At 33.3% G+C, this 16,097-nt stretch carries 16 protein-coding genes; 10 read left to right on the top strand and 6 right to left on the bottom strand.

The genetic code is table 11. The annotated features are described in order from the left end of the window. Window positions 1-22 precede the first annotated feature (22 nt). Window positions 23-2,050 (top strand): methionine--tRNA ligase, encoded by a 2,028-nt coding sequence (metG, locus tag A9G34_RS08450; protein WP_065569442.1) that lies wholly within the window; start codon window positions 23-25, stop codon window positions 2,048-2,050. 792 nt (window positions 2,051-2,842) lie between these two features. Here metG and tolC read toward each other — a convergent pair. Beyond that, a complete protein-coding gene (gene tolC, locus A9G34_RS08445; protein ID WP_051825042.1) occupies window positions 2,843-4,177 on the bottom strand; it encodes an outer membrane channel protein TolC in 1,335 nt (444 codons plus the stop codon). 139 nt (window positions 4,178-4,316) lie between these two features. On the opposite strand from tolC, the gene nudF reads away from it, so the two are divergent. Continuing rightward, on the top strand, window positions 4,317-4,946 hold the full coding sequence (gene nudF, locus A9G34_RS08440) for an ADP-ribose diphosphatase (RefSeq protein WP_034943989.1): 630 nt from the start codon (window positions 4,317-4,319) through the stop codon (window positions 4,944-4,946). Window positions 4,947-5,084: 138 nt separating this feature from the next. Next, on the top strand, window positions 5,085-5,915 hold the full coding sequence (cpdA, locus tag A9G34_RS08435; RefSeq protein WP_065569441.1) for a 3',5'-cyclic-AMP phosphodiesterase: 831 nt from the start codon (window positions 5,085-5,087) through the stop codon (window positions 5,913-5,915). Window positions 5,916-6,005: 90 nt separating this feature from the next. Here the strand turns inward: cpdA and cls are convergent, their stop codons facing one another. The 5 genes from cls to fldA form a co-directional block, all read right to left on the bottom strand. Further along, complete coding sequence (cls, locus tag A9G34_RS08430) at window positions 6,006-7,469, bottom strand: cardiolipin synthase (protein WP_065569440.1); 1,464 nt, start codon at window positions 7,467-7,469, stop codon at window positions 6,006-6,008. A 5-nt stretch (window positions 7,470-7,474) separates the two neighbouring features. Further along, window positions 7,475-7,933, bottom strand: coding sequence for an acyl-CoA thioester hydrolase YciA (yciA, locus tag A9G34_RS08425; RefSeq protein ID WP_065569439.1), 459 nt, complete (start codon window positions 7,931-7,933; stop codon window positions 7,475-7,477). 27 nt (window positions 7,934-7,960) lie between these two features. Continuing rightward, window positions 7,961-8,503: an inner membrane-spanning protein YciB gene (locus A9G34_RS08420; protein WP_065569438.1), complete on the bottom strand. Its 543-nt coding sequence runs from the start codon at window positions 8,501-8,503 to the stop codon at window positions 7,961-7,963. A gap of 70 nt (window positions 8,504-8,573) precedes the next feature. Then, a complete protein-coding gene (gene fur / locus A9G34_RS08415) occupies window positions 8,574-9,032 on the bottom strand; it encodes a ferric iron uptake transcriptional regulator (RefSeq protein WP_034943973.1) in 459 nt (152 codons plus the stop codon). Window positions 9,033-9,107: 75 nt separating this feature from the next. After that, complete coding sequence (fldA, locus tag A9G34_RS08410; protein ID WP_065569437.1) at window positions 9,108-9,620, bottom strand: flavodoxin FldA; 513 nt, start codon at window positions 9,618-9,620, stop codon at window positions 9,108-9,110. 187 nt (window positions 9,621-9,807) lie between these two features. Between fldA and sucC the strand changes: the two genes are divergently transcribed. The 7 genes from sucC (at window position 9,808) to tolQ (ending at window position 16,097) form a co-directional block, all read left to right on the top strand. Continuing rightward, window positions 9,808-10,980 (top strand): ADP-forming succinate--CoA ligase subunit beta, encoded by a 1,173-nt coding sequence (gene sucC / locus A9G34_RS08405; protein ID WP_034943967.1) that lies wholly within the window; start codon window positions 9,808-9,810, stop codon window positions 10,978-10,980. A 25-nt stretch (window positions 10,981-11,005) separates the two neighbouring features. Then, window positions 11,006-11,878 carry a succinate--CoA ligase subunit alpha gene (gene sucD, locus A9G34_RS08400; protein ID WP_065569436.1) on the top strand — a complete coding sequence of 291 codons (873 nt, stop codon included), beginning with the start codon at window positions 11,006-11,008 and terminating at the stop codon, window positions 11,876-11,878. Window positions 11,879-11,979: 101 nt separating this feature from the next. After that, window positions 11,980-13,557 carry a cytochrome ubiquinol oxidase subunit I gene (locus tag A9G34_RS08395; protein ID WP_034943961.1) on the top strand — a complete coding sequence of 526 codons (1,578 nt, stop codon included), beginning with the start codon at window positions 11,980-11,982 and terminating at the stop codon, window positions 13,555-13,557. A 12-nt stretch (window positions 13,558-13,569) separates the two neighbouring features. Then, window positions 13,570-14,706: a cytochrome d ubiquinol oxidase subunit II gene (gene cydB, locus A9G34_RS08390; RefSeq protein WP_065569435.1), complete on the top strand. Its 1,137-nt coding sequence runs from the start codon at window positions 13,570-13,572 to the stop codon at window positions 14,704-14,706. 9 nt (window positions 14,707-14,715) lie between these two features. Then, window positions 14,716-14,826 carry a cytochrome bd oxidase small subunit, CydX/CbdX family gene (locus tag A9G34_RS11155; RefSeq protein ID WP_141670384.1) on the top strand — a complete coding sequence of 37 codons (111 nt, stop codon included), beginning with the start codon at window positions 14,716-14,718 and terminating at the stop codon, window positions 14,824-14,826. Window positions 14,827-15,020: 194 nt separating this feature from the next. Continuing rightward, window positions 15,021-15,416: a tol-pal system-associated acyl-CoA thioesterase gene (gene ybgC / locus A9G34_RS08385; protein ID WP_065569434.1), complete on the top strand. Its 396-nt coding sequence runs from the start codon at window positions 15,021-15,023 to the stop codon at window positions 15,414-15,416. After that, on the top strand, window positions 15,417-16,097 hold the full coding sequence (gene tolQ, locus A9G34_RS08380; RefSeq protein WP_065569433.1) for a protein TolQ: 681 nt from the start codon (window positions 15,417-15,419) through the stop codon (window positions 16,095-16,097). It begins immediately after the preceding gene.

Genomic DNA, 16,097 nt, shown 5'->3' with positions numbered 1-16,097 from the left:
TAAAAAAGGGTAATAAATCAACATGAAAACTCAACGCAAAATATTAGTGACTTGTGCACTTCCTTATGCCAATGGTGCAATTCACTTAGGTCATATGCTAGAACACATTCAAGCTGATGTATGGGTACGCTATCAACGTATGCGGGGAAATGAGATCTATTTTATTTGTGCTGACGATGCCCATGGCACGCCGATTATGCTCAAAGCTCAGCAATTGGGGATTACTCCAGAGCAGATGATTAGTGATGTCAAAACCGAACATCAACGTGATTTTTCTGGCTTTAATATTAGTTATGATAATTACCATTCAACACATAGCCCAGAAAATCGTCAGATATCAGAGCAAATTTATAAACGTTTAAAAGCGAATGGCTATATTAAAACTAAAGTTATTTCACAGCTATTCGATCCTGAAAAACAGATGTTTTTACCTGACCGTTTTGTAAAAGGTACTTGCCCACGCTGTAAAGCACCAGATCAGTATGGTGATAACTGTGAAGTTTGCGGAGCAACTTATAATCCAATTGATTTAATTAATCCCCAATCAGTAGTATCTGGTGCTACACCTGTTATGAAAGATTCTGAGCACTTCTTTTTTGATCTACCTGCTTTTTCAAATATGTTACAAGAGTGGATTCGTTCAGGAACATTACAAGATCAAGTTGCTAATAAAATGCAAGAGTGGTTTGAATCTGGTTTACAACCGTGGGATATTAGTCGTGATGCACCTTATTTTGGATTTGAGATCCCCGATGCTCCTGGTAAGTATTTTTACGTTTGGTTAGATGCGCCAATTGGTTATATGGGATCTTTCTTAAATTACTGTAATAAAAAAAATAAACCAATTTTTGATGAGTTTTGGGACAAAAATTCAAGTACAGAACTGTATCACTTTATTGGTAAAGATATTGTTTATTTTCACAGCTTATTTTGGCCTGCTATGCTTGAAGGTAGCGAATATCGTAAGCCTTCCAATATTTTTGTACATGGTTATGTGACTGTTGATGGTGCGAAAATGTCTAAATCACGCGGCACTTTTATTCAAGCAAGTACCTATCTAAAACATTTAGATCCTGATTGCTTACGTTATTATTATGCAGCTAAATTATCCTCACATATTGATGATATTGACTTAAATCTTGAAGATTTTGTGCAACGAGTAAATAGCGATTTAGTCAATAAAGTTGTCAATATAGCTTCGCGTTCTGCAGGATTTATTTATAAACGCTTTGACGGCAAATTATCAAATAAAGTGGCAGAGCCTGAACTGTATTCCTTGTTTGTTAAAAAAGCAAAAGTGATTGCTGACTATTTTGAACAACGCGAATCAGGCAAGGCAATTCGTGAAATTATGGCACTTGCTGACGAAGCTAACCGATATATTGACGAAAAGGCACCTTGGGTGGTTGCTAAACAAGAAGGGCAAGATCAAGTATTGCAAGATATTTGTTCAATGGGAATTCACTTATTCCGCATCTTAATGACTTATTTAAAACCAATTGTGCCTTCATTGGCTGAACGTACAGAGGCATTTTTAAATAGCAAATTAGAATGGAGCGAAATTGATAATGCTTTAACAAGTCATAAAATTAATCAGTTTAAAGCTTTATTTAATCGTATTGATATGGATAAAATTACAACCATGATTGAAGAAACAAAACAACAAACTGCATTAGCACAACCTGTAAACCCTAAAGTTGCTGAACCTATCGCTGAGACGATTAATTTTGATGATTTTGCTAAAGTCGATATGCGCGTTGCTTTAATTAAACATGCTTGTTTTGTTGAAGGATCCGATAAATTACTTCAATTAACGCTTGATATTGGTGACGAAACCCGTAACGTGCTTTCAGGTATCAAGCAGTTTTATCCTGACCCAGAGGTGTTAATTGGGCGTTTAACTATTATGATTGCTAACTTAGCACCTCGTAAAATGCGCTTTGGTGTTTCAGAAGGAATGGTGCTTTGTGCAAGTGGTAAAGATGATGGCGAAGGTGTGTACCTACTATCACCAGATAGTGGCGCTAAACCAGGAATGCGAATTTCGTAATTGATATCTTTATTATAGAAACTGCATCTTAACAAATTAATATGTTTGTTAAGATGTATGGAATCTATATTATATATTTTAATTTATTAGGGTGTTAAGTTTCATTATTCGTTTATTAAAAACATTTAATTGGTTTAGCCAAAATTCTTTTTTTAAAGGGTAACATTTCATAATTATATTTTGCCCTAAACTTTCTTTAATATATTCGCTCCAGTTTAAGATAATCAACATAAAAGATATAGTATTTATTATCTATTTAATCTTTTCCAACTCAAGTTTATGTTGTAGATGGACTTTGCTTTTAATAACGTTTTAGTTTGTATCAATTCTTGTACAAGCTTTTCAATAGACGCTTGGCGTAAAATTTAGTCACTAATACCCTCACAATAATCAGATAATAGTTTGATGTATTAAGTATGATTTTTATTGCGCAGAACTGTTAGCAATTGAGTGTAGCGATTAAATGAAATAGCAATAAAAGTAATATTGCTAAGTTCAATCATTTCTTGTTGGTCGCCAATTTAGCAGCATAAATTAACAATACAAATGGCCGCTAAATATATTACCTTTTAGAAAGGTATATACTTTATATACGGACAGGCATTGCCTATCAAAAATTGCAATGATTATTATAGTTATTGTGGATTTTAAATATTAGATTAGGAAAATTTTATGTAACTTTATAAGGTTGAAGAGTACTAAATTTAGTAAGTGCAAGTCGTAAAAAATGGATAATAACCAGATTTTAAGTTAAAAATAAAGGCGATTTAATCGCCCTTTATTTCTAAATAATTATTTAATTGTTACCAAGGTACCAACTTCATTACCAAGCATGTTATTTAGTGTGACAAGATCATCAGCTGTTAATGTACCAACAGCATATTTCAGTTGTAACAAACTAGTTAAATAGTTATATTTTGCATCTGATAAATTTCTTTTAGAACTATAAAGTTGTGTAGTTGCATTTAATACATCAACGATAGTTCGTGTTCCTACTTGGTATCCTGATGTTGTTGCTTCTAATGAACTTTCAGCTGAAATAACAGCTTGTTGGTAAGCTTTAATAGCACTGATTGATGAAGAAATATTATTGTATGAAGAACGTACTTGGTTGATTACATTTCGATTAGTACTTTCCAGTTTTTCGCTAAAACTAACAAAATTATGTTGTGCTTGATCAACTTTTGACATAGTAGCACCACCAGAAAAAATAGGCATATTTAAGTTAATCCCTACATAATTATTTCCTGAATATGACTTAGTATGCGTGCTATTGCTACCATATCGATCATTTTTGTTTAAATTGGTTGAAGCATTTAAATTAGCAGTAGGTAGATGCCCCGCTTGAGCAAGCTTAATTTGCTCACGCGCAATATCTTGATTTAATTTCATTGTTAATAGATTGAGATTAGATATTTCAGATTGTTTTAACAAAGTGCTAATTTGAGTTGGTGCAACCGCTTGGAACGTTTTAGGATCAACGGTAGCCAATTTAGAATAAAAGCGACCACTTACTTGACGTAAATATTCGAGAGCATTGTTTAAATCATTTAAAGCATTAACTTGTTGCGCAACAGTAAGATCGTAATTTGCTTGGGCATTTTGTACATCAGTAATTGCAACTAAACCAACTTGATGCTGTTGGCGAGTTTGCTCTAATTGGCGCCCAATGGCTTTTTTTTGTGCATCAATAAAACTTAATGCATCAAGTGCTTTTAATACATTAAAGTAAGCGACAGATGTATTTAATATCAATGTTTGACCTTGATATTGGTAAGCGATGTCAGCGATGGAAGCTTGCTTTTTGGTTATGTCTAGAACTTTCCAATTCGAATAATCGAAAATACTTTGTGTTAAGGTCAATTGGTATAAATTGCCGCTTTTAGTTTTAACGCCACTGCTATCTCGACGACCATGCGTAACACCATAAGAAGCATTTAGACCAATTTGTGGAAGTAAACTTGCACGCGATCCTGAAATTGCTGAATATGCCTTATCTTTTTCAGCTAATGAACTGCGCAAATCAGGATTGGTTTCCTTAGCTTGTTCATAAACCTGTACCAAATTTTCGGCAAATACAGATTGGCTTAAGGCTAAGCCGATTAGAAAGGTTAAAGTTTTTTTCATTAATTTTCTCTTTAAAAAACATTAAAATATAGTAGCATTCTCATTTATATAATTTTAACAGATAATTAAGATATAGTAAGCATAGTTTATTCGCTATTCGCACTTTTTATTAAAATTCAACCTAAAATTGAGGGGGCATATGAAAATTAAGAATAATCCAATCCTTTTTGACAACAAAGACGTATTTAATTTAACTAAACGTCTTTTATATAAAGGCTTTTTTTCGTTATTTGAATATCGTTTTAAATACCGTCAATTTGATGGTTCAATTAGTGAAGAAGTCTCAAGAGAAATTTTAGAGCGTGGGCATGCTGTAGTATTGTTAGCGTACGATGCTAAGCGCGATAAAGTAGTAATGATTGAGCAAATTCGTATTGCGGCTATAGAAACGCAACAGAGCCCATGGCTGCTAGAGTTAATTGCAGGAATGATGGATCATAAAAATGAATCCTATGAAGATGTTGCAAGGCGTGAAGCGATGGAAGAAGCTGGTATTTCAATTGGTCGTTGTAAGCCTATAATTAGTTATTTAGCTTCTCCAGGCGGTTTAACAGAAAAATTACATATTATAGTTGGCGAAGTGGATTCATCAACAGCAAGTGGTATTCATGGACTTGCTGAAGAAAATGAAGATATTAAAGTGCATGTTATTAGTAGAGAAAAGGCTTACCAATGGGTTGAAAATGGAATTATCAATAATGCAGCATCAATTATTGCACTTCAATGGTTGCAACTTAACCATATTTTATTAAAAAATGAATGGAAATAGTTTATTATTAATGGTCGCATTTACACTTAATAAATATACTTGGTTTTATAATAAAATATTATAATCGATTATAATGTTACAATTTATCGTGAATATCATTAAGCATTAATATAATTTAACAGAAGGTTGAGGTAAATTTTGGCGTCTTTTTTACAGCTTTCTAACCGAAATAAGAATTACAGTAATATATTACATATTACTGATACTCATCTTTTTTCCAAGGATAATAATGTATTATTAGGAGTTAATTCAAACGCAAGTTTTTCATCGGTTATCACTGAAATTAAGCGTCGAAATAAAATATTTGATTTAATTGTGGCAACAGGTGACTTTGTGCAAGATGGCTCAAAAGAAGCTTATATTCGTTTTGCAACAAATATAAGGAAATTTAATACACCTTGTGTATGGTTGGCTGGAAATCATGATAATTATATTTTTATGCAAGATGTTTTTTCTAATTATCAACTTGCTAGCAATAAAATAGTACTATTGGGTGATAAATGGTTAATTGTTTTATTAAACAGCCAAGTCATGGGGTGTGCTTATGGTTTTTTGTCTAAATCGGAACTTAATTTTTTTAAAAACGCATTACAAAGTTATCCAGATAGAGAAGTACTTGTTTTTTTGCATCATCATCCTATCAAATCTGGCTGCAATTGGTTGGATCAGCATATTTTAAAAAATAGCGATAAATTAGAACAAATTATTCAAAACAATCCTAAAATAAAAGGGCTAGGTTGGGGACATATACATCAAAATAAAAAGTATATATGGCATAACTGTTTAGCATTTTCTACTCCTTCAACATGTGTGCAATTCAAACCAGGAAGTTATGACTTTCAGCTATCAAGCGATGATGCACCTGGATGGCGTGAAATTGTACTTAATATTGATGGTTCGATTCAGACAAATGTTTATCGTATTCATAACAATCATTTTAAACCTGATCTGTCACAAAATGGTTACTAAAAAACTAAAAAACTAAAAAACTAAAAAACTAAAAAACTAAAAAACTAAAAAACTAAAAAACAATGCATATTTGTTTTTAATTTATAAATATCAAAGAAGTGGTGCAAAAAAATAAAAAAGGCGTTCTACTATATGTTGCCAAATGGGGCGTTTTTTCCAGTCATCAAAAGTTATTTCATCCGATTGTGATAAGTATTTTTGTAAGAGTTGAGAGAGTGATTTGGCGAATTCGGCATCATCTATAACTGCAGTAATTTCAAAATTAAGCCATAAACTCCGCATATCTAAATTAACGGTGCCTACAAGGCTTAACTGATTATCAATTAGTACACTTTTGGTATGCAATAAATTATCATTGAATTGGTAAAGTTTTACTCCGCCCTCTAATAATTCAGAAAAAAATGCGCGACTAGCCCATTTCACCATAAGAGAGTCATTCTTTTTAGGAATGATGATAATAACCTCAACACCTCTCTGGGCAGCTGTGCATACAGCATGTAAAATATCGTCACTTGGCACTAAATAAGGTGTGGTAAAAATGATTTGTTCTTGTGCTGAATAGATCGCAGTTAATAATGCTTGGTGGATCATGTTTTCCATGTATCCTGGACCTGAAGCTATCAATTGCATAATGTGTTTTTTATCTTCTGGTGGTTCGGCAAAATCAGTTATTTGAGGTAATGCTAAATAGTTTCCTGTTTCTAACACCCAATCACTTGCGTAGATAGCCCCCATTAAAGTAGTAACCGGTCCACTCATTCTGACCATAATATCAACCCATTCACCTACATGTTTATTTTGTTTAAAGAAACGAGGATCGACAATATTCATACTACCCGTATAAGATATATAGTTATCAATAATCGCAACTTTACGATGTTGACGCAGATCTAAGCGCCTAAACATAAATCGAAGTAAGTTGACTTGCAAGGCTTCGATAATGATAATTCCGGCTTCACGCATTCTTTTACTTGCACTGGTTCTAATAAAATGCCTACTTCCCGCTGAATCAATCATTAAGCGGCAAATTACTCCGCGTTTAGTTGCTTGAATCAGTGCTTGTTCAACATCATTAGCTCGTCCACCTTCATTCCATATATAAAATACCATCTCAATATTCGAAGTCGCTTTATTTATATCTTCAATTAAACGATCAAAAATGCTATCTGTGTCACTGAGTAATTCGATATGATTACCATTAATTCCATCAAGACCAGTTTGATGTTTACAAAGCTGAAAAATTGGTTTACTGACAGCACTAACATTATTAGTAAAAATATTAGGAAAGTCACTTAATCTATTGATAAATTTTACGATAGTTGGACGCATTTTTTGTGAGCGTTTAACTCTTTGTTGTCCTAAATGGGTTTCGCCAAGTGCAAAATAAAGAATCACTCCAACGATAGGTAAAATATAAATTACCAACATCCATGCAATAACATAAGTTGTTGGTCTGCGCTTAAAAACTACACGTAATGTTGTCGCAACAATAATCAACCAATAAACAAGAAATATAAGAGTACTTATTAATGCATGAAATGAGGAAAATTGCATATTTATTAACTATCACTAAGATTTAATTTATTAATTGAATCTTTCGTACAATCATAATTTTGAAAGATCTCTGGTAATGGTTTAGATTTATTATGTTTATCAACTGAAACATAAGTAAATTCAGCATCAGTAATACAAAAGCGTTGTGTCATATTACCAGTATCAACTAATTTTTTTACCCATACTTCTATACCAATTGTTATCGATGTTTTCCCCGTCTTGATGCAACGCGCATAACAACAGACAACATCGCCAACCATAGCTGGTTTATAAAATGTGATGCTGCTAGCATTAATGGTCACAACGCGATTTTTGGCTATTTCTTTTGATAATATCCCACCAGCAAGATCCATTTGTGACATTATCCAACCACCAAAGATATGACCATGAGGATTGGTATCTGCGGGCATAGCAAGTGTTCTTAGTACTAATTGCCCTTTTGGAATGTCTGTGTTTTGTTTCATTTTTTGAAAGCTCCAAATTATGTTATTTTATTTGTTATCTATATCTTTTTTCATATTTTTATAGATATAAATACCTGAAATTAATGATAATAACAATGATATAATTGGTAATATAAATACTTTAAATATCCAAAAAAAATCATCTGTTGTATAGTAGGTTGCAAATAAGCTAACTATGCCGCATAATATAAAAAATGCTATCCATAATGTATTTAACCTGTTCCAAATAAGCATATCAAGCTGTATTTCTTTGCCTAACATTTGTTGAAGTAGATTTTTCTTGAAAATAAACTTGCCAATTAGTAATGCTGAGGCGAATAAAAAGTTAATAATTGTTACTTTCCATTTAATTATATTTGGTTCTCGTGTATAGAGTGTAAATCCGCCAAAAATAATAATCATCAAATAAGATATCAATTCTATTTTATCTAGCTTTCTGTAAATAATAAGTATGATAAGAAAAGAGACAGTTGCTGATATCATCAATGCTTGTACACCAACAAAAACATCATACATTGTCAAAAACACAAAAAAGAAAACAAGAGGAATAAAATTCAAAAGTTGTTTCATGTAATTACTAACCTAAAAGATAAACTAAAGATTTATATTTTAAAGAAGGAAAAAGCCTATTGGAATAGGCTTATTTTTTTGTATGAAGTTCAGGGTGTTCTTTACAGTTGCCTGATTGGCAATGACCATAAAGGTAAAGACTATGGAAAGTTAATTTAACACCATATTGTTCAGCAATTTCTTTTTGTCTCATATTGATAATTTCGTCTCGAAATTCGAATACTTCACCACAATCTAAACAAATTAAATGATCATGATGCTGTTGTGTCGCAAGTTCAAAAACAGCTTTACCACCTTCAAAATTATGGCGAGTAACAATCCCTGCATCATCAAATTGATTTAAAACACGATAAACAGTGGCAAGTCCGATTTCTTCTCCCATATCAAGTAGCTTTTTATAAATATCTTCTACTGTAATATGCTGACATGAAGGATCACGTAATAACTCTAAAATTTTCAATCGTGGTAACGTAACTTTTAAACCCGCACTTTTAAGCGCGGCATTATTATCTTTATCATGATTTGTCATATTACATCCCAATATATATTAATATGCGTTATTATAAAAATAATTAACGGAAAATAAAAGAAATCATTTGGTAGGCTAAATTCCCATTTCGGCTTGAACTTGTTTGATCCAAGTATTTATGCGTTCGTCTGTCAACTCGGGTTGGCGATCTTCATCAATAGCTAAACCAACGAAATGTGTATTATCCACTAAGCTTTTAGAGGCTTCAAAGCTATAACCTTCAGTGGACCAATTTCCGACAATTTTGGCCCCTTTTAGGGTAATAATGTCACGTAAGGTTCCCATTGCATCACAAAAATATTCGGCATAATCTTCTTGATCACCACAGCCAAAAATAGCAACGGTTTTACCGTTAAAATTAATTTGCTCTAGATTAGGGAAAAAGTCATCCCAGTCGGCCTGAGATTCACCATAATACCAAGTTGGAATACCAAAGAAAAGATAATCAAACTGAGCTATGCTTTCTTTTGTTGATTTAGCAATATCAAAAAGTTGGGCTCTATCTTCGCCTAAAATGAGTTGGATTTGTTTAGCTACATTTTCCGTATTGCCAGTGTCACTACCAAAAAAAATACCAACTTGCTTCATATTTATACCTTTACAATAATTACGATCAAAACAATTTTTTGAGTATATCATTGTCGCATGTCATCAGCAATAATTCTCAATTACATTAAACCATATTAAACATAAAACATTCTTTACTACACAATTTATTCATATTGAATTAAAATTATAAAAAGTTTAATGTTCACTTAAATCGCGGAAATTCTTTATGAACCTTCATGAGTATCAATCAAAATATCTTTTTAAGCAATATAATTTACCTGTACCTGAAGGGTATGTTTGCAACTCCATAGATGAAATACAAGATACTTTAGCTGAACTGTCTTCTCAGACTTCTGCAAGTAGCTCTTGGGCTGTAAAATGTCAGGTGCATGCAGGAGGAAGAGCTAAGGCTGGTGGCGTTATTTGTACAAAAAATTTCAGTGAAATAAAACAATTTGCTGAAAAATGGCTAGGACAATATCTTGTTACTTACCAAACAACTGCTAAAGGTCAACCGGTTAATAAAATTTTAATTGAAAAAGCATTTCATATCCAGAAAGAACTCTATTTGGGGGCGGTAATTGACCGTAGTTTGAAACGTGTTGTTATTATGGCATCAACTGAAGGGGGAATAGATATTGAAAGTGTTGCTGATAAATCTCCGCATTTAATTCATAAAATCTCACTAGATCCTTTAACCGGTCCTTGCACTTACCAAGGTTATGAGCTGGCTTTTAAATTAGGTTTAACTGGAAGGTTAATTAACCAATTTGCAAAATTATTTGTCAATTTCGCTAAACTTTTTTTAGAAAATGATGTTGCATTAGCAGAAGTAAATCCTCTAGTTATTACTGATTCGGATGAGCTAATTTGTTTAGATGCTAAAATTGTTCTAGATGATAATGCACTATTTAGGCATCCGAATTTAAATGTTTTAAGAGATACAACACAAGAGGATGAACGCGAATCTATTGCTGCAAAGCAAGGGATTAGCTATGTTTCATTAGAGGGTAATATTGGTTGCATGGTTAATGGTGCTGGTCTTGCAATGGCGACTATGGATATTATTAAACTGCATGGAGGGGAGCCAGCAAATTTTTTAGATGTTGGTGGTGGAACGACAAAAGAACGGGTTACCGAAGCCTTTAAACTAATTCTATCCGATAAAAATGTAAAAGCTATTTTAGTTAATATTTTTGGGGGTATCGTTCGTTGTGATTTAATTGCTGATGGCATTATTAGTGCCATTAAAGAAAATGGCCTTACTGTCCCAGTAGTTGTTCGGCTTGAAGGAAATAATGCTGAACTTGCCAGAAAAATTCTTGCTAAAAGTAAATTGAATGTTATTTCAGCACAAAGCTTAACGGATGCGGCTCAAAAAATAGTTGCAGTAGCATAACAATAGGGTGGAGGAAATAGTTAATATGTCAATTTTAGTTAATGAAGAGACCAGAGTTATTTGCCAAGGATTTACTGGTAGTCAGGGCACCTTTCATTCACAGCAAGCTTTAGCTTATGGTACGAAGTTAGTTGGAGGAGTAACTCCTGGTAAAGGCGGAACTACACATTTAGGATTACCTGTTTTTAATACGGTTAAAGATGCAGTTAAAGCAACGAATGCAACCGCAAGTGTTATTTATGTCCCGGCAGCATTTGGTAAAGATTCAATACTTGAAGCAATTGATGCTGGTATCAAATTGATTGTATGTATTACTGAAGGTATTCCAACTTTAGATATGCTTATTGTTAAAGAAAAGTTAAAACAAAATAATGATGTGATCATGATTGGTCCAAATTGCCCTGGGATTATTATTCCAGATAAATGTAAAATTGGTATTATGCCTGCACATATTCATTTAGCTGGCCGTATAGGTATTGTGTCTCGTTCGGGAACATTAACTTATGAAGCGGTTAAACAAACAACTGATATTGGATTAGGTCAGTCAATTTGTATTGGTATTGGTGGTGATTCCATTCTCGGGAGTAATTTTACTACTATTTTAGCATTGTTAGAAAAAGATGTTGAAACTGAAGCTATCATAATGATAGGTGAAATTGGGGGCAATGCTGAAGAAGAAGCAGCCGAATATATCAAAAAACATGTTACAAAACCAGTAATTGCTTATATCGCAGGGTTATCTGCACCAGTGGGTAAACGGATGGGGCACGCCGGTGCTATTATTTCGGGAAATAGAGGTACTGCAGAAGAAAAAACTAAAGTACTACAGGATGCAGGTGTTTTTGTCGTCAGGAATTTATCTGACATAGGTAAAACAGCAAAAGAAAGATTTAAGTAGCGTTTTTTGATTTACATCAATTTTCTTCTTTAAATATTGGTGTACAATATATTACAATGATGTTAGAAATTTTTGTAGCAATTAAAGGTTAGGGAGCGTTTATGTTAGATATAGTAGAACTATCACGCCTCCAGTTTGCACTTACCGCAATGTATCATTTTATATTTGTTCCATTAACGCTAGGCTTGGCATTTATGCTAGCAATTATGGAAACAGTATACGTTGTTAGTGGAAAGCAAGTCTGGAAAGATATGACAAAATTCTGGGGCAAACTGTTTGGTATTAATTTTGCAGTAGGTGTTGCAACAGGTTTAACCATGGAATTCCAATTTGGTACTAACTGGTCTTATTATTCACATTATGTGGGTGATATTTTTGGTGCGCCGTTAGCAATTGAGGGATTGATGGCTTTTTTCCTAGAATCAACAATGGTTGGTTTGTTCTTTTTTGGTTGGGATAGATTAAGCCGTGGTAAACATTTGATGGTTACTTGGTGTGTTGCTTTTGGTTCTAACCTTTCGGCTCTTTGGATTTTAGTGGCTAATGGTTGGATGCAATTTCCTGTTGGTTCCGATTTCAACCCAATTAACTCTCGTATGGAAATGACTAACTTTTATGAGTTAATTACCAATTCAGTTGCTCAATATAAGTTCGTTCATACTGTTACTGCAGGATATTTAACTGGTGCTATTTTTGTCTTAAGCATAAGCTCTTATTATCTCTTGAAAAAGCGTGATGTTGCATTTGCAAAACGTTCTTTTGCGATTGCCGCAGTCTTTGGTTTTATTATGTCAATTGCTGTTGCTATAATGGGAGATGAAGCTGGTCATGAATTAGCAACTGTTCAACCTACGAAACTTGCTGCGATTGAAGGTGAATGGGAAACTCAACCAGCTCCAGCTTCATTCAATGTTATTGCGTTTCCATCCCAAAAAAATAGAGAAAATTTATTCGCAATTGAGATTCCTTATGTAATGGGTATAATGACAACACGTTCATTTGATACTCAAGTAACAGGACTTAAGGATATTTTAGCGGATAATGAAAAGAGAATTCGTAATGGAATTTTAGCTTTTTCAAACCTACAGAAGATTCAACAAGGTGATCAGGAACCGGCTGTTTTTAAAGCGTTTGAAGATAATAAAGCAGATTTAGGCTATGGTTATCTTGTTAAACGTTTTACAGATCGTGATAACCTCACAATTTCTCAAGCTACAGAAAAACATATTAAAGCAGCTGTTGACGACTCAATTCCTACTGTTTGGCCACTATTTTGGGCATTTAGAGGAATGGTTGGTTTAGGTTTATTAATGATTCTTGGTACTGCGATAGGGGTATGGGCAACTTATAAAAATAGAGTTGGTGAAATAAGTTGGCTACACCGTTTATTAGTTTTATTTTTACCATTCCCATGGCTTGCCTGTGAGTGTGGTTGGTTTGTTGCTGAATATGGTCGTCAACCTTGGGCAATTCAAGATATTTTACCAACAGGTGTTGCAAATTCGTCATTAACTTCAGGTGAAGTATTATTTACTATGATTCTTATTTGTGGTCTTTATACATTGTTCTTAGTTGCTGAAATGTTTTTGATGTTTAAGTTTGCTAGATTAGGACCAAGTTCTTTAGGTACCGGCAGCTATCATTATGAAAAAACACAACCGGTACAGAATAAGGCATAGGGAGTATACACAATGATTGATTACGAAATTGTACGTGTTATCTGGTGGCTACTGATTAGTGTTGTTTTAATCGGTTTTGTTGTCACTGATGGTTTTGATATGGGGGTAGGTATTTTATTACCATTCATTGGTAAGACAGATACAGAGCGTCGTATTATGATAAATACGATTGCGCCTCACTGGGATGGTAACCAAGTTTGGCTAATTACAGCTGGAGCAGGAATATTTGCCGCTTGGCCTATGGTTTATGCTGCTGCATTCTCAGGTTTTTATATTGCAATGATTCTCGTGCTGTGTGCGCTTTTTTTTAGACCAATTGGTTTTGATTATCGAAGTAAACTTGAAAATTCTAAGTGGCGTAATTTATGGGATAGTGGTATTTTTGCAGGAAGCTTTGTACCAGCATTGGTTTTTGGTGTTGCTTTTGGCAATTTATTAGAAGGCGTTCCATTTAGATTTGATAATTCTTACCGCGTTTTTTATGATGGCAATTTCTTCGGTTTACTTAATCCTTTTGCACTATTAACAGGAATTGTGAGTCTAATGTTATTTGTTGCTCATGGTGGCGCATGGCTACAAATGAAAACGTCAGGTGAGCTTTATTTAAGAGCCAGAAAGGCTACACAAATTGCTAGTTTAATAATGCTAATTGCATTTATTTTAGCTGGGATTTGGGTAGCATTTGGCATGCACGGCTATGAGATTACAAGTGCAATTGATCACAATGGGGTGTCTCACCCATTAAGCAAGACTGTATCAACAGATGCTTCATGGTTATCTAACTATATGAATTATCCTATTTTATGGGTTATCCCTACATTGGGTGTTGTACTACCTTTACTAACTATTTTGTGTTCTGGCTTAAATAAAAATGCTTTGGTATTTGTTTTATCAGCGTTAACTATTGCTTGTGTACTATTCACATATGGCATTGCAACTTTTCCATTTATTATGCCTTCTAACATTATGCCTAATGCTAGTTTAACAATATGGGACGCTTCATCAAGCCAATTAACACTTAATATAATGTTTATTGTTGTATTGATATTTTTACCAATTGTTCTTTTGTATACAATTTGGACTTATATAAAAATGTTTGGACGAATTGATAAAAATCATATAGAAAATAATAAGCATTCACTTTATTAAGGAATTATTATGTATTACATTTTATGGTTTATTGGACTTATAGCTGCATGTATGATTTCAGTAGTTTCTGGACTTTGGATTGAACGTATAAGTAGTGAAAAAGAAACTAACAATAAGTAGCGATTTAAGAATCTTATAAGTTGAAAAAGGTGGCTTATAGCCGCCTTTTTCATTTTAAGTAGCTATAATTTAATTCAAATAAGCAGGTTAATTAAAAATAATAATTTTTTATTTAGGTGATTTTATATCATAGTGCAGCTGAATCTATATTCAGATATAATATCTCTTAATTTTATTTGATATGAAATGTAAAGATGAAACAATTTAATTGGAATGCTAGAGTTTATTATGAAGACACAGATGCTGGTGGTGTTGTTTACCATGCTCGGTATCTTGCTTTTTTTGAACGTGCTAGAACAGAAATGCTTAGACACTTAGGTATTAGCCAGTACAAGTTGTTACAAGATAGTATTGCTTTTGTTGTGAAAAAGATGGATATTAATTACAATTTCCCAGCTCGTTTAGATGATATGTTAACTATCAACAGTAAAGTTGAAAAAATTGGTAAAGCATCTATTATTTTTAAGCAAACTATTACCAACCAAAATCAGCAATATATTAGCGAAGCTAATGTTATTATTGCTTGTGTTGATACTATTAAAATGAAGCCATGTGCGCTTCCAAAGTCATTAGTTTTGGAGTTTATATAAATGGAAAACCTGAATATTGTTGATCTGTTTTTGCAAGCAGGTCTATTAGTACAATGTGTCATACTATTACTACTCATGTTCTCAGTGATATCTTGGGCTATCATCTTTCAACGAACTAAAGTTTTAGGGCAAGCTAAAAAGCAAATAAAGCAATTTGATAATAATTTCTGGGCTGCTGATGAATTAAATGTTTTGTTTGATAAAGCAAAATTTAATAAAGAAGAACTTAGTGGTACAGAACATATTTTTTATTCAGGTTTCAAAGAGTTTACTCGGTTGTATCAAATTAACCCTAATATGTCCGAAGCCGCTTTAGATGGCGCATCGCGTTCTATGCGTTTAGCAATGAACCGCGAACTTGATAAGTTAGAATTGAATATTGCTTTTTTAGGTACAGTTGGATCTATTAGTCCATATATAGGTTTATTTGGGACGGTTTGGGGAATTATGCATGCATTTATTTCTCTTGGTGCTGTTAAACAAGCCACCTTGCAAATGGTTGCTCCGGGAATCGCCGAAGCATTGATTGCTACGGCTATTGGATTATTTGCTGCTATTCCCGCTGTTATGGCTTTTAATCGATTATCATTAAAAGTAGGAAGAATTGAGCAAAATTATCTTAACTTTATTGATGAATTTTCAGCTATATTACAACGTCAAGCTGTGGCTATTAGGAAATAA

Origin of the sequence: Gilliamella sp. Choc4-2, from assembly GCF_001690355.1 — a bacterium.
GTDB classification, from domain to species: Bacteria; Pseudomonadota; Gammaproteobacteria; order Enterobacterales; family Orbaceae; genus Gilliamella; species Gilliamella apicola_A.
The sequence above is the reverse complement of the archived record's forward strand: the minus strand, read 5'-3'. Positions and strand labels throughout refer to the sequence as shown.

Coding starts and splice junctions, on each gene's coding strand:
- metG (WP_065569442.1), top strand. CDS start 23: ATGAAAACTCAACGCAAAATATTAGTGACTTGTGCACTTCCTTATGCC.
- tolC (WP_051825042.1), bottom strand. CDS start 4,177: ATGAAAAAAACTTTAACCTTTCTAATCGGCTTAGCCTTAAGCCAATCT.
- nudF (WP_034943989.1), top strand. CDS start 4,317: ATGAAAATTAAGAATAATCCAATCCTTTTTGACAACAAAGACGTATTT.
- cls (WP_065569440.1), bottom strand. CDS start 7,469: ATGCAATTTTCCTCATTTCATGCATTAATAAGTACTCTTATATTTCTT.
- yciA (WP_065569439.1), bottom strand. CDS start 7,933: ATGAAACAAAACACAGACATTCCAAAAGGGCAATTAGTACTAAGAACA.
- A9G34_RS08420 (WP_065569438.1), bottom strand. CDS start 8,503: ATGAAACAACTTTTGAATTTTATTCCTCTTGTTTTCTTTTTTGTGTTT.
- fur (WP_034943973.1), bottom strand. CDS start 9,032: ATGACAAATCATGATAAAGATAATAATGCCGCGCTTAAAAGTGCGGGT.
- fldA (WP_065569437.1), bottom strand. CDS start 9,620: ATGAAGCAAGTTGGTATTTTTTTTGGTAGTGACACTGGCAATACGGAA.
- sucC (WP_034943967.1), top strand. CDS start 9,808: ATGAACCTTCATGAGTATCAATCAAAATATCTTTTTAAGCAATATAAT.
- sucD (WP_065569436.1), top strand. CDS start 11,006: ATGTCAATTTTAGTTAATGAAGAGACCAGAGTTATTTGCCAAGGATTT.
- A9G34_RS08395 (WP_034943961.1), top strand. CDS start 11,980: ATGTTAGATATAGTAGAACTATCACGCCTCCAGTTTGCACTTACCGCA.
- cydB (WP_065569435.1), top strand. CDS start 13,570: ATGATTGATTACGAAATTGTACGTGTTATCTGGTGGCTACTGATTAGT.
- A9G34_RS11155 (WP_141670384.1), top strand. CDS start 14,716: ATGTATTACATTTTATGGTTTATTGGACTTATAGCTGCATGTATGATT.
- ybgC (WP_065569434.1), top strand. CDS start 15,021: ATGAAACAATTTAATTGGAATGCTAGAGTTTATTATGAAGACACAGAT.
- tolQ (WP_065569433.1), top strand. CDS start 15,417: ATGGAAAACCTGAATATTGTTGATCTGTTTTTGCAAGCAGGTCTATTA.